This is a genomic window from Streptomyces sediminimaris (genome assembly GCF_047049295.1).
GTDB lineage: Bacteria > Actinomycetota > Actinomycetes > Streptomycetales > Streptomycetaceae > Streptomyces > Streptomyces sediminimaris.
Window position 1 is genome coordinate 5,573,142 of record NZ_JBJWOT010000001.1, and the last position, 13,737, is coordinate 5,586,878.

Genomic DNA, 13,737 nt, shown 5'->3' on the forward strand with positions numbered 1-13,737 from the left:
CGCGGGGGTATCAGGGTGCACATGCGGGCCGCACAGTCTGCCGGAAGCGCCGTCCCGGGGCGAGACGTAGGCACGCTCGTGGGGACGCCGCACTGTCGGTGGCATGAGGCAGGATGAGCCGGATGAGCGAGCAGAGCCTTCCGCCCGACGCCCGCCCGGAGCCACCGGACGCGCTCCCGGATTACGCCGAGCGCGTCCTGGAGGTCGCCGAACTGATCCCGCCGGGACGCGTCATGACGTACGGGGACGTCGCCGAGTGGCTGGAGCATGAGGAGGGCGAGCGCGCGGCGCTCTGCGGTGAGGGTGGTGGGGGGAGACGGATGGGAGGTCCCCGCCAGGTCGGCCGGGTGATGGCCCTCTACGGGGGAGCCGTTCCGTGGTGGCGCGTCGTGCGCGCGGACGGGGTGCTGCTGCCGGGCCACGAACTGCGGGCCCTCGACCACTACCGTACCGAGGGCACGCCCCTGAAAGAGGCGGGCAGGGCCGCGGAGGGCCACCTGCCGCGCCTCGACATGACACGGGCGCGGTGGGACGGCGGCGGACGCGCGGAGGGTCACACCTGACAGCTTCCGCCATACGACGGGCTCGCGTGCGACCCGTGATCCGTACGGGGGAAGCGAGGGACGTTTGTGGCATGACGTACGTTCGTGGGTGGAGGGGTGCGTGGGTCGCGCGTGCCGACAGGGAAGAAGAGGAAGCCCTCCTTCCGCGCCTTCCGCCGGCGTAGCGTCACCTGCACCAGTCCCGCTCACCCCCCGACCACCGTCCTGAACGCGCGGTGGTCCGACAACCAGCACAACCACCAGGACCGGCGAACCACGTGAGCTCCTCTTCCTCCACCAGGCGCCTGCCGCACCCACAGGTGCGGCAGGGGAACAGTGGCGCTTACCGGCTGGTGCGTACCCCGCCGACCCGGCCGGCTCCCCCTCGTCTTGACGCCTCACAGCGCCCGGTGGTTGACCACGCGTCCGGCCCGCTGCTCGTTCTCGCAGGTCCGGGCACCGGCAAGACCACCACGCTCGTCGAGGCCGTGGCGTCCCGGATCGCCCGTGGCGGGGACCCCGAGCGCATCCTGGTGCTGACGTTCAGCCGCAAGGCGGCCGTCGAACTGCGCGACCGCATGGCCCTGCGCCTGGGGGCGGCACACGCGCCCCAGGCGACCACCTTCCACTCCTTCTGCTACGCCCTGGTCCGCGCCCACCAGGACAGCGACCTCTTCGTGGAGCCGCTGCGGCTGCTGTCCGGACCCGAACAGGACGTGACGGTCCGCGAACTGCTCACCGGCCAGAGCGACCTGGAGCGGCTCGGCCTGGCGCACGTGCGCTGGCCCGAGGACCTGCGCGCCTGCCTGACCACCCGCGGCTTCGCCGACGAGGTCCGCGCGGTGCTCGCCCGCAGCCGCGAACTGGGCCTAGACCCTGGCGCCCTGGATGCCTTCGCCCGCCGCATCGGCCGCCCCGACTGGCGCGCCGCGGCCGCCTTCCTCGCCGAGTACCTGGACGTCCTCGACCTCCAGGGGGTGCTCGACTACGCGGAACTGGTCCACCGCGCCGTCCTCCTCGCCCGCCGCCCCGAGGTCGCCGAGCAGCTCGCCGCGCGGTACGACGCCGTCCTCGTGGACGAGTACCAGGACACGGACGCCGCCCAGGTACGGCTCCTGCACGCGCTGGCCGGCGACGGCCGCACCCTGGTCGCCTTCGGCGACCCCGACCAGTCGATCTACGCGTTCCGCGGTGCGGACGTGGGCGGCATCCTGGAGTTCCCCGGCGCCTTCCCGCGCGCGGACGGCCGCCCCGCGCCCGTCGAGGTCCTGCGCACCTCACGTCGTTCCGGCGCCGCGCTGCTCGCCGCGACCCGCCTGCTCACCCGGCGCATGCCCTTGAGCCGCCTCCCCGCCGAGAAGGTGCGCGCGCACCGCGAGCTGACCCCGGCGCGGGACGGCGGCCGTGTCGAGGTGTTCACGTACCCGACGCCCGGCACGGAGCTGGACAACATCGCCGACATCCTGCGCCGGGCCCATCTGGAGGACGGGATCCCGTGGCGCGAGATGGCGGTCCTGGTGCGCGCCGGGGCCCGCACCATCCCGACGGTCCGCCGTGCCCTCACCGCGGCCGGCGTCCCCCTCGACATAGACGGCGACGACCTGCCGCTGCGGCACGAGCCGGCGGTGGCGCCTCTGCTGACGGCGCTGCGGGCGGTGGCCGCGGCGGAGGCGGCATCCGATCCCGAGGAAGTCCCCCCTGGGGAACCGGCTGGGGTCGTCGAGCCCCGGGCTTCGGCTTCTGGGGCCGTCGCGCCCGGGGAACCGGCTTCTGCTGCAGCTCTGCCCGGGGAGCCGGTTTCTGGGGCCGTCGCGCCCAGGGAGTCGGCCTCTGCGGCTGTCCCGTCCGGGCAGTCGGCCTCTGCGGCAGCTCTGCCCGGGGAGTCGGCTTCTGCCGCAGCTCCGTCCGGGGAACCGGCTCTCACGGCGTCGGCCACTTCCTGGCTCGACACCGAAACCGCCCTCTCCCTCCTCGCCTCGCCCCTCGCCGGCATGGACGCCGCCGACCTGCGCCGCCTCGGGCGTGCCCTGCGCGACGAGGAGCGGGCGGCGGGCAACCCCCTGCCGCCGCCCTCGGACGAGCTGCTCAGGCGAGCGCTGGCCGAGCCGGAGCGCCTGGCCGTGCACGACCCCGCGTACGCGCGTGGCGCCCAGCGGCTCGGCGCGCTGCTGCGCCGGGCCCGGGAGCGCCTCGCCCGCGGTGGTACGGCCGAAGAGGCGCTGTGGGACCTGTGGGAGGGCACGCCGTGGCCGACCCGGCTGGAGCGGTCCGCGCGCCGTGGCGGCGCCGCGGGGCGCAACGCCGACCGTGACCTGGACGCCGTCTGCGCGCTGTTCGCGACCGCCGCGCGCGCGGAGGAGCGCACCGGCGGCCGGGGAGCCCTCAACTTCCTGGAGGAGATCGAGTCCGAGGACATCGCCGCCGACACCCTCACGCGGCGTGCCGTACGTCCCGACGCCGTACGCCTGATGACCGCGCACCGCTCCAAGGGCCTGGAGTGGCGGCTGGTCGTCGTCGCCGGCGTCCAGGAGGGCCTGTGGCCCGACCTGCGCCGCCGCGGCTCGCTCCTGGAGGCGGACCGCATCGGCCGCGACGGACTGGCCGAGCCGCTCACCCCGGGCGCGCTGCTGGCGGAGGAGCGCCGTTTGTTCTACGTGGCCGCCACGCGCGCGCGTGAGCGGCTCGTCGTCACCGCCGTGAAGGCCCCTGCGGACGACGGCGACCAGCCCTCCCGCTTCCTCACCGAACTCGGCGTCGAACCCAGGGACGTCACCGGCCGCCCGCGCCGTCCCCTGTCCGTCGCCGCGCTGGTGGCCGAGCTGCGTGCCACGACGGTCGACCCGCACGTCTCGGACACCCTCAGGGAGGCCGCCGCCCACCGGCTGGCGCGGCTCGCGGCGCTCGCCGACGAGGACGGCCGCCCTCTCGTCCCCTCGGCCCATCCCTACCGCTGGTGGGGCATGTTCGAGCCGACCGAGAGCAAGGTGCCGCTGCGCGACCGCGACCAGCCCGTCGTGCTGTCCGGCAGCGCACTCGACCAGCTCGCCAACACCTGTGCGCTGCAGTGGTTCCTGGGCCGTGAGGTGAAGGCCGACGCCCCCGCGACGACCGCTCAGGGCTTCGGCAACGTCGTGCACGTCCTCGCCGACGAGGTCGCCTCCGGACACACCCCGGCCGACCTCGCCGTCCTCATGGAGCGCCTGGACTCCGTGTGGAACGCGCTCGCCTTCGACGCGCCGTGGAAGTCGGCGCAGGAGAAGGAGAACGCGCGCGTGGCACTCGAACGCTTCCTGCAGTGGCACGTCATGGACCGCACCGGCCGCACCCCGGTGGCCGGCGAGTACGGCTTCGACGTCACCCTCCGGGCGGGCGAGTACCAGGTCCGCATCCGTGGCTCCATGGACCGCGTCGAGGCCGACGGCGAGGGCCGCGCCTACGTGGTCGACTTCAAGACCGGCAAACAGGCGCCCACCGCGCGCGAGGTGGAGCGCCACCCCCAGCTCGCCGTCTACCAGCTCGCCGTCCGCGAAGGCGCCGTCGACGAGGTCTTCGACGGAGTCCGTCCCGAGCCCGGAGGCGCCGAACTGGTCCAGCTCCGCCAGGGCGCCGCCCAGCGGGACGGCGGCGAGACGCTGCCCAAGGTGCAGGCGCAGGAACCCCTGGAGGGGGAGTGGGCCGGTGAGCTGCTGGCCACCGCGGCCGGCAAGGTCCTCGACGAGCGCTTCACGCCGACCGCCGGACAGCATTGCGCGCACTGCTCGTTCCGGGCGTCCTGCAGCGCCCGGCCGGAAGGGCGGCATGTGGTCGAGTGACGTGGGTGATTCATCACACCACGCGTGCTGACCTGCGACGCTCCCCGATCCGGCGCCGATTCGGACTCCGCTGTCAGTGGCCGCCGCTAGCCTCTCTGACGTGCCGCCCCGTATCACCGATCCCGATCAGCTCAAGGAACTCCTCGGGATCCCGTTCACCCCCGAGCAGACGGCCTGCATCATCGCGCCGCCCGCTCCGCAGGTGATCGTGGCCGGCGCCGGGTCCGGCAAGACGACGGTGATGGCGGCACGCGTGGTCTGGCTGGTCGGCACCGGCCGGGTCGCCCCGGAACAGGTCCTCGGCCTCACCTTCACCAACAAGGCGGCGGGCGAGCTCGCCGAGCGCGTTCGCAAGGCGCTCGTCAAGGCAGGCGTCACCGACCCGGACGTCATCGACCCCGACAACCCGCCGGGCGAGCCGGTGATCTCGACGTACCACGCCTTCGCGGGGCGCCTGCTGACCGACCACGGCCTGCGCATCGGCCTCGAGCCGACCGCCCGCCTGCTCGCCGACGCCACCCGCTACCAGCTCGCCGCACGCGTCCTGCGTGAGGCACCGGGCCCCTACCCGGCGCTCACCCGCTCCTTCGCGGACCTGGTCAGCGACCTGCTCACCCTCGACGCCGAACTCGCCGAACACCTCGTCGGACCGGGGGAGCTGCGCGCGTACGACAGCGAACTGCTGCGCGCCCTGGAGGACGTCAGGCTCGGCAACGACGCCCTGCGGCAGGTCCCCAAGGCGGCCGCCGCCCGCCGCGACCTCGCCGAACTCGTCGTCCGCTACCGCGCCGCGAAACGCGAACGCGACCTCCTCGACTTCGGCGACCAGATCGCCCTGTCCGCGCAGCTCGCCCGGATCCCCGAGGTCGGCCGCATCCTGCGCGACGAGTTCCGTGTGGTCCTCCTCGACGAGTACCAGGACACGTCGGTGGCCCAGCGCATCCTCCTGGCAGGTCTCTTCGGAAGCGGCACCGGCCACCCGGTCACCGCCGTCGGCGACCCCTGCCAGGCCATCTACGGCTGGCGCGGCGCCTCCGTGGCCAACCTCGACGACTTCCCCGAGCACTTCGCGCACCCCGACGGCCGGCCCGCCGCCCGGCAGGCGCTCAGCGAGAACCGCCGCAGCGGCGGCCGCCTCCTCGACCTGGCCAACGGCCTCGCGGAGCCGCTGCGCGCCATGCACGAGGGCGTGGAGGCCCTGCGCCCGGCCCCCGGCGCCGAACGCGACGGCACGGTGCGCTGCGCGCTGCTGAGCACCCACGCCGAGGAGATCGAGTGGCTCGCCGACTCCGTCGCCCACCTGGTGGGCACCGGGAAGGAGCCCGGTGAGATCGCCGTGCTGTGCCGCACCGCGACCGACTTCGCGCAGATCCAGGGCGCGCTCGTGGCCCGGGACGTCCCCGTCGAAGTGGTCGGTCTGTCCGGGCTGCTGCACCTGCCCGAGATCGCCGACCTGGTCGCCGTCTGCGAGGTCCTCCAGGATCCCGGCGCCAACGCCTCACTGGTCAGGCTGCTGACCGGTCCGCGCTGGCGCATCGGCCCCCGCGACCTCGCCCTCCTGGGGCGGCGTGCCCGGCTCCTCGTCGCCCACGCGCGCGTGGACGACGACGACCGGGACCGCCGGCTCGCCGAGGCCGTCGAGGGGATCGACCCCTCGGAGGTGACCTCGCTCGCGGACGCCCTCGACACCTTCCTGGAGATGCCGCTCGACACCGGGCACGAGGACGACGGACTGCCCTTCTCGCCGGACGCCCGGGTGCGATTCGCGCGCCTGGCGGCCGAGCTGCGTGACCTGCGCCGGTCGTTGTCCGACCCGCTGATGGACGTCCTGCACCGCGTCCTCGCCGTCACCGGCCTCGAGGTGGAGCTGTCGGCGTCCCCGCACGCGCTGGCCGCACGCCGCCGGGAGACCCTCTCCAACTTCCTCGACACGGCCGCCGCGTTCGCCGCGGGCGACGGCGAGGCCACGCTGCTGGCCTTCCTGGCCTTCCTGCGCACCGCCGCCCAGTACGAGAAGGGCCTGGACAACGCCCTGCCCGGCGGCGAGAACACCGTGAAGGTGCTGACCGCCCACAAGTCCAAGGGCCTGGAGTGGGACGTCGTGGCCGTCCCGGGGCTGGTCACCGGCACCTTCCCCAGCACCCGGGGCCGCGAGAGGTGGACCGCCCAGGGCAAGGTGCTGCCGCACGAACTGCGCGGCGACGCCGCCACCCTCCCCGATGTCGACAGCTGGGACTCCCGGGGGCTGCGGGCCTTCCAGGACGCGATGAAGGAGCACCAGCACACCGAGGAGCTGCGCCTCGGCTACGTCACCTTCACCCGTCCCCGCTCCCTGCTCCTCGGCTCGGGCCACTGGTGGGGCCCCACCCAGAAGAAGCCCCGTGGCCCCTCCGACTTCCTGCAGGCCCTCTACGAGCACTGCGAGGCCGGGTACGGAGAGATCGAGGCATGGGCTGACGAACCGGCCGAGGACGAGGAGAACCCGGCGCTGCACACGGCGAGCGCAGAACAGGCGTGGCCCCTGCCCCTGGACGAGACGTCTCTCACCCGGCGCCGGGCGGCCGCCGAGACGGTCCTGACGTACCTCGAAGACCTCGCCACCCACGCCTCCCACGCCTCCCACGAGGACGGCCGCCCCGCTGCGACGCACGACCCGGACGACCACATGGACCCGGACTGGCCACCGCCGCCGTACGCCGAGGAACCGCCGTACGCCGAGGAACCGTCGTACGACGAGGAACCGCCGTACGGCGAAGAACCGACGGACGCCGAGGACCCCTTCACGGACCTCGGGGACTCCGTGGATGGGGGCGCCTTCACCCGCCCCGCCGTCCCGCACCAGGCATCTTCCCCGGAGAGCCCGAAGGGCCCGCAGAGTCCGAAAGGCTCACAAGGTCCGAAGCGCCCACAGGGTCCGAAAGATCAACAGAGTCCGAAAGGTCCGGATGGGCCGGAGCGCCGCGAGAACACCCGCCCGCACTCAGGCCGCCGCCCTCCGCGCGAACCCGCCCGCCTCACACCCGAGGAGGCCCGCACCCTCGCCTCCTGGGACCGTGACCTCGACGCCCTCACCGGCGAGCTGATGCGCGCGCGGAAGGCCGTCACGGACGTCCCGCTCCCCGCGTCGCTCTCCGCCTCCCAGGTGCTGCGCCTGGCCGCCGACCCGGACGGTTTCGCGCAGGAACTCGCGCGCCCCATGCCGCGCCCCCCGCAACCCGCCGCGCGCCGGGGCACACGGTTCCACGCCTGGGTCGAGGCCCGCTTCGAGGAGCTGACCCTGCCCGTGCTGGAGCCGGAGGAACTGCCCGGCACCGACGCCGAGATCGCCGACGAGCGTGACCTGCAGGCACTCAAGGACGCCTTCGAGCGCACCGAGTACGCCCATCGCACGCCCCATCGCGTGGAGGCGCCCTTCCAGCTCGCGATCGCCGGCCGCGTGGTCCGGGGCCGCATCGACGCGGTCTACAAGGAGGGCGACGGCGACGGGGCGACGTACGAGATCGTCGACTGGAAGACCGGCCGCACCCGTTCCGCCGACCCCCTCCAGCTGGCCCTGTACCGCCTCGCCTGGGCCGAGCAGCAGGGCGTTCCACCGGATTCCGTCAACGCGGCGTTCGTCTACGTACGCACGGGTGATGTCGTACGACCGGACGACCTGCCGGACCGGGCCGCACTGGAGCGGCTGCTGCTCGGGGACCCGGCCGCGCAAGCAAACTGTGAGGAACCGCCCAACGAGGATGTCGGCGGGGGCCGATAGGCTCGTGACCATGAGCCAGCCCGTTGACAGTGCCGTCAGCGCCGTCCGTACATACATCGAGCAGCATCGCGCCGCCTTCCTCGACGACCTCGCCGAGTGGCTGCGCATACCGTCCGTGTCGGCACAGCCCGATCACGCGCCCGACGTGCGCCGCAGCGCCGACTGGCTCGCCGCCAAGCTCCAGGAGACCGGCTTCACGACCGCGGAGGTCTGGCAGACCCCGGGCGCTCCGGCCGTCTTCGCCGAATGGCCCTCCGCCGATCCCGGGGCGCCCACCGTCCTCGTCTACGGACATCACGACGTGCAGCCCGCCGCCCGCGAGGACGGCTGGGACAGCGATCCCTTCGAGCCCGTCGTCCGTGAGAACCGTCTCCACGCGCGCGGGGCGGCCGACGACAAGGGCCAGGTGTTCTTCCACACGCTCGGCGTCCGCGCCCACCTCGCCGCCACCGGCCGCAGCGCCCCCGCGGTCCACCTCAAGCTGCTGATCGAGGGCGAGGAGGAGTCCGGCTCCCCGCACTTCCGCGCCCTCGTCGAGCGGCACGCGGACCGGCTCGCCGCCGACGCCGTGATCGTCTCCGACACCGGCATGTGGTCCGAGGACACCCCCACCGTGTGCACGGGAATGCGCGGCCTCGCCGAGTGCGAGATCCACTTCCACGGCCCGGACCAGGACATCCACTCCGGCTCCTTCGGCGGCGCCGTCCCCAACCCGGCCGGCGCGGCGGCCCGCCTCGTGGCCGCCCTGCACGACGAGCACGCACGTGTGGCGGTCCCCGGCTTCTACGACGGCATCGCCGAGCTCACCACCTTCGAGCGGGAGCTCTTCGCCGAGCTGCCCTTCGACGAACAGCAGTGGCTGCGCACCGCCAGGTCGTACGCCACCCAGGGAGAGGCCGGGCACACCACACTGGAGCGCGTCTGGGCCCGCCCCACGGCCGAGGTGAACGGCATCGCAGGCGGCTACCAGGGCCCCGGCAGCAAGACGATCATCCCGTCGTCGGCGGTCGTGAAGCTCTCCTTCCGGCTGGTGGCCGGCCAGGACCCGGACCACATCGAGAAGGCCGTCCGGGCCTGGGCCGCCGAGCAGGTGCCCGCCGGGATCCGGCACGAGATCACCTTCGGCGCCGCCACGCGCCCGTGCCTGACGCCGCTGGACCATCCGGCCCTGCAGTCGGTGGTCCGGGCGATGGGCCGCGCCTTCGAGAAGAAGATCCTCTTCACGCGCGAGGGCGGCTCCGGACCGGCCGCCGACCTCCAGGAGGTCCTCGGCGCACCCGTGCTCTTCCTGGGCATCTCCGTCCCGTCCGACGGCTGGCACGCCCCGAACGAGAAGGTCGAGCTCGACCTGCTCCTCAAAGGCGTCGAGACCAGCGCTCATCTGTGGGGCGACCTCGCCGAGACCTGGCGCCATGAGTCCTGAGCGCCCTGAGCCGCCCGGAGGGGCACCGCGCGAGGGGCACACCGGAGAGACCGCCCCCGCCCCGCCCGGCCCCACCGGGTCCGGTCAGCCCGTGACCCACGTCCCGCCGAACCGCCCGCCGAAACAATCCGTTCCACCGGGGGAGTTGGAAGCACCCGTGACCACCAGGACCGACCACATCGCCGACCGCCCCATCTCGCTCACCGCCCCCAGCGGCATCGACCGCGCGGCCCACCACCGGCTCGACGAGGCATGGCTCGCGGCGGCATGGAGCCACCCCACCACCCGCTGCTTCGTGGTCTCCGGCGGTCAGGTCCTCATCGACGAGACGGCCGACGGCCGCACCGAACTCGTCATGACCCCCTCCTTCGAAGCGCCCCTGACCGAGGCCCACCGCTACTTCCTGGGCACCGACGAGGACGGCGTCAGCTACTTCGCCCTCCAGAAGGACGCCCTGCCCGGCCGGATCGACCAGTCCGCGCGCCCCGCGGGCCTGCGCGAGGCCGGTCTGCTGCTGTCGCCCCGCGACGCGGGCCTGATGGTGCACGCGGTCGGCCTGGAGAACTGGCAGCGCACCCACCGTTTCTGCTCCCGCTGCGGAGAGCGCACGGTCATCGCCGCCGCCGGTCACATCCGCCGCTGCCCCGCCTGCGGTGCCGAGCACTACCCGCGCACCGACCCGGCCGTGATCATGGCCGTCACCGACGAGGACGACCGCATCCTGCTCGGCCGCCAGGTGCACTGGCCCGAGGGCCGCTTCTCGACCCTCGCCGGTTTCGTCGAGCCCGGCGAGTCCATCGAGCAGTCGGTGCGCCGCGAGGTCTGGGAGGAGGCGGGCATCGACGTCGGCGAGGTCGAGTACGTCGCCAGCCAGCCCTGGCCCTTCCCGTCCAGCCTCATGCTCGGCTTCAAGGCCCACGCGACCTCGACCGACATCACCGTCGACGGCGACGAGATCCACGAGGCCCGCTGGTTCTCCCGGGACGAGCTCGGTGCCGCCTTCGAAGCCGGCGAGGTACTGCCTCCGTACGGCATCTCCATCGCGGCCCGCCTGATCGAGATGTGGTACGGCAAGCCGCTGCCGACCAGAAGCTTCGTCTGAGCGGGCCGAACCGCGCGAAGGCGGCCCCTGAACCGTCTCAGGGCCCGCCTTCGCGGCGAAACGCGAGGCGCCTACGCGTCGATCTTCTGCTTGACCTGCGCCAGCGACGGGTTGGTGAGCGTCGAGCCGTCGGGGAACAGCATGGTCGGGTACGGTCTGCAGACTTCCCTCCTGGCGGCCAGGGGAGGCCGCCCATGTAACGGGGAGGGGCAAGGGTGAGCGAGAAGCCCAGGGCGCTTGGCGTGGTCCGTCTGTCTGTAGGCAACGAGAACCAGACCGGCGAGGAAACGCAGCGGACCCGCATCGGCAAGCGGGCCGACGCGGAGGAAATGGAGCTGGTCGACTTTGCGGTCGACATCGACGTGTCGGCGTCCATCTCGCCGTGGGTGCGTCCGTCCCTGGGGGACTGGCTCAACAACAAGAAGGATCAGTTCGACCACATCATCATCCTGAAGATCGACCGCATCGCGCGGTCGGTCCGCCACCTCTCGGACATCATCGAGTGGTGCGAGGCGAACGGTAAGGGCCTCATCTCCTGCGAGGAGGGATTCGACCTCTCGAAGCCGTGGGGCAAGACCATCGCCAAGATCCTGGCCGTGGTGGCAGAGGCCGAGCTGGACGCCATCAAGGCCCGCAACAAGGCTTCCCGGGAGACCATGCGGAAGACCGGCCGGTGGCCGGGTGGCCTTGTCCCGTTCGGGCGCCGAGCGGTGAAGGGCGATGCAGGCTTCACCCTCGAACTCGACCCCGAGTACGGCCCGACGCTGATCGAGATGATCCGGCGCTTCATCGAGAAGCCGAGCTTCTCGGCCGTCGCCGACTGGCTGAACGAGCAAGGCGTGCCCACGGCTCAGGACATCGCTCGCATCCGCGCGGCGGCAGGCGAGAGCACGACTCGGCTGGCGGACCCGAAGCCTCGGGGAGCCAGGTGGACGCCGACCACAGTGCAAGCCGTACTGGTCAGCCGCTCCCTGCTCGGGGAGTACGTACGCGCCAATGGCTCCGTGGTCCGCAACGACGACGGCACACCCGTCATGCGGTCTGAGCCGGTACTGAACGAGGAGGAGTGGACGAAGCTGTCGGAAGCTGTCGCCTCGGTCAAGTACAAGAAGCAGAAGGGCTCTACGTCGCCGACGGTGGGCGTGACCTTCTGCATGCTGTGCGGTAGCTCCCTCTACTTCGTGAAGGGGGACCCGGCCAAGGGCAAGCGCGAGCGGTATCGGTGTCACGGCAACAAGAGCAAGGGCATCCAGGCATGCCCGAAGCAGAGGTTCTGGGCAGAGGACTTGTATCCCTGGCTGGAGTCGGCCCTGTTGGGCGAGATCGGCCACCTGGAACGGATGGAGTCGAAGACGACCGTCGACGACAGTCGTGCGGCGAAGCTCGCCGTGATCGACGGCAAGATGAACCAGCTCCTGAAGGAACTCCAGCAGGACGAGATCAGCGCCGTCGCGTACGCCTCGCAAGTCGCCAGCCTTGCCCAGGACCGAGAGAAGGTCACCAATCAGGAGGGACCGAAGCCGGTGACCGTGTGGACCGGTACGGGCGAGAGCTACGCGGAGTGGTGGGAGCGGTCGAGCGTAGACGAACGGCGCGAGTGGCTGAAGAAGCACAAGGTCAAGGCGTACTTCGGACATGACGTCCTGGCCATCGATCCCGGCGACCTGATCGAGAACATCAAGCAACAGGGCATCACGTACTGGGACGCGCCCTCCAAGTCTTCTCAGGTGCTCTCACCGATCACGCCGATCTCGTTGCACGGAAAGCCGTACGAGAAGCCGAAGCCGCTCACGGGTGTGGAGTGGGAGATCGTCAGCCGCTGGGAGGACTTCGATGCGGAGCGGGCAGCGCAGCGGGCGAAGGCTGAGGAGGAAGCCAAGGGAGCAGAGGGAAACGAGATGGTTCCGATCTCTGCCTGATGCAGGCTGAGCAACCGAGGAAGGCCCCCGACCTGGGGCCTTCTGTCTTCCGATCAGAAGGGCGGCGGCTCGTGCCCCGCTTCTTGAAGCCGGTCGGTCAAGCCGTCGTAGCCGAAGTCCACCGGCGAGGGAGCTGCGTATGGCTCTCCAAACCAGCGTCGACGGCGCTCCTCCTGCTTGGCCGTCTCCACGTCTACGAAGGAGAAGCAGGGGGCCGAAGGCCCCCAAGGGAGCCAAACCCTTCGTCTTCCTTCTGGGGGCCGCTTGCGCGGCCCACCTTCGCCGGCTGCTTGAGCTTCTCGTCTTCGCCCTGTCGGCCCCTGCCGGGGGCCGCTCTTCGCCTACCGGCTTGATCTTCGCCGTTGGCTCCTCACTCCTACCGCCGTCGCTCTTGAAGGTAGGTAGGTTGTATGGCTCCTCAGCCATACCCCCCTGCTTCGGCAACGTGAGCCGGTAGATCACCGGACCGTCCGGCACCTTGCCTGTCTTCGTGAGCCAGCCAGCCCTACGCAGCCTGCCAATGATCTTGTGTCTCGTACTCCGCGTACAACGCCATCGCGGCGCCGATCAACTTCTCTGCGGGCTTCATGACAGAGCGCACCAGCGCACACACGTGTTCCTGTATCTCGGGTTTCCCTTCTCCGGCTACAACATCTCCCCCGCCACCATCGCGGGGGAACCCGAAATGTACAGGGCACAGAAGGGGAAAGCGCAGGTCACCCGGCCTGTGCTCACGCTCTGAACCTGCGGCTCTGGTACCACGCGCTGAGAGCTTCTGTTGGGCACACAAAACCCCCGATCAGCGTCTGGCTGGTCGGGGGCTGCGTCTCGCGAGGGTCAGGCGCCCAGCGCCTGCTTCACCTGAGCAAGGCTCGGGTTCGTCATGACGACCTCAGTACCACCGTTGGAGGGAACTACCTGAACGGTCGGAACCGTCTGGTTTCCGCCATTCGCCTTCTCGACGAAAGCAGCGGACTCCGGGTCGTGCTCGATGTTGATCTCGTCGTACGTGATGCCCTCGCGGTCCAGCTGGCTCTTCAGCCGGCGGCAGTAGCCACACCACGTGGTGCTGTACATCGTCACAGTGCCCGGCATGTCTCTCGCGCTCCTCGGCGACTAGGGGGATCGGTGCTCGCAGGGGGAACGTACTTGAAAGCGCCACCATTCCCCCGGGCGGTGTCC

Annotated in this window: 7 protein-coding genes and 1 pseudogene; 6 read left to right on the forward strand and 2 right to left on the reverse strand. The window is 71.6% G+C overall.

Translation table 11 applies throughout. From position 1 onward, the window contains the following. Positions 1-122: 122 nt before the first annotated feature. From ACJ9NR_RS26000 to nudC, 5 genes are all read left to right on the forward strand, one after another. Positions 123-563: an MGMT family protein gene (locus tag ACJ9NR_RS26000; protein WP_412493339.1), complete on the forward strand. Its 441-nt coding sequence runs from the start codon at positions 123-125 to the stop codon at positions 561-563. A gap of 257 nt (positions 564-820) precedes the next feature. Continuing rightward, positions 821-4,354 carry an ATP-dependent helicase gene (locus ACJ9NR_RS26005; protein WP_412493340.1) on the forward strand — a complete coding sequence of 1,178 codons (3,534 nt, stop codon included), beginning with the start codon at positions 821-823 and terminating at the stop codon, positions 4,352-4,354. Between the two features lie 100 nt (positions 4,355-4,454). Further along, positions 4,455-8,111 (forward strand): ATP-dependent helicase, encoded by a 3,657-nt coding sequence (locus ACJ9NR_RS26010; protein ID WP_412493341.1) that lies wholly within the window; start codon positions 4,455-4,457, stop codon positions 8,109-8,111. Between the two features lie 10 nt (positions 8,112-8,121). Beyond that, positions 8,122-9,534 carry a dipeptidase gene (locus ACJ9NR_RS26015; protein ID WP_412493342.1) on the forward strand — a complete coding sequence of 471 codons (1,413 nt, stop codon included), beginning with the start codon at positions 8,122-8,124 and terminating at the stop codon, positions 9,532-9,534. A 157-nt stretch (positions 9,535-9,691) separates the two neighbouring features. Then, positions 9,692-10,636 carry an NAD(+) diphosphatase gene (gene nudC / locus ACJ9NR_RS26020; RefSeq protein WP_412493343.1) on the forward strand — a complete coding sequence of 315 codons (945 nt, stop codon included), beginning with the start codon at positions 9,692-9,694 and terminating at the stop codon, positions 10,634-10,636. Between the two features lie 71 nt (positions 10,637-10,707). On the opposite strand, the pseudogene ACJ9NR_RS26025 reads toward nudC, so the two are convergent. Further along, positions 10,708-10,785: pseudogene (locus ACJ9NR_RS26025) on the reverse strand (NrdH-redoxin); the annotation flags it as partial. A 66-nt stretch (positions 10,786-10,851) separates the two neighbouring features. On the opposite strand from ACJ9NR_RS26025, the gene ACJ9NR_RS26030 reads away from it, so the two are divergent. Further along, positions 10,852-12,555 (forward strand): recombinase family protein, encoded by a 1,704-nt coding sequence (locus ACJ9NR_RS26030; RefSeq protein ID WP_412493344.1) that lies wholly within the window; start codon positions 10,852-10,854, stop codon positions 12,553-12,555. Positions 12,556-13,392: 837 nt separating this feature from the next. Here ACJ9NR_RS26030 and ACJ9NR_RS26035 read toward each other — a convergent pair. Beyond that, positions 13,393-13,650: a mycoredoxin gene (locus tag ACJ9NR_RS26035; RefSeq protein WP_412493345.1), complete on the reverse strand. Its 258-nt coding sequence runs from the start codon at positions 13,648-13,650 to the stop codon at positions 13,393-13,395. Between the last annotated feature and the right edge of the window lie 87 nt (positions 13,651-13,737).

Bases quoted from the DNA above. Each gene is read 5' to 3' on its own strand.
- ACJ9NR_RS26035 (WP_412493345.1), bottom strand. From the start codon at position 13,650: ATGCCGGGCACTGTGACGATGTACAGCACCACGTGGTGTGGCTACTGC.
- ACJ9NR_RS26000 (WP_412493339.1), top strand. From the start codon at position 123: ATGAGCGAGCAGAGCCTTCCGCCCGACGCCCGCCCGGAGCCACCGGAC.
- ACJ9NR_RS26015 (WP_412493342.1), top strand. From the start codon at position 8,122: ATGAGCCAGCCCGTTGACAGTGCCGTCAGCGCCGTCCGTACATACATC.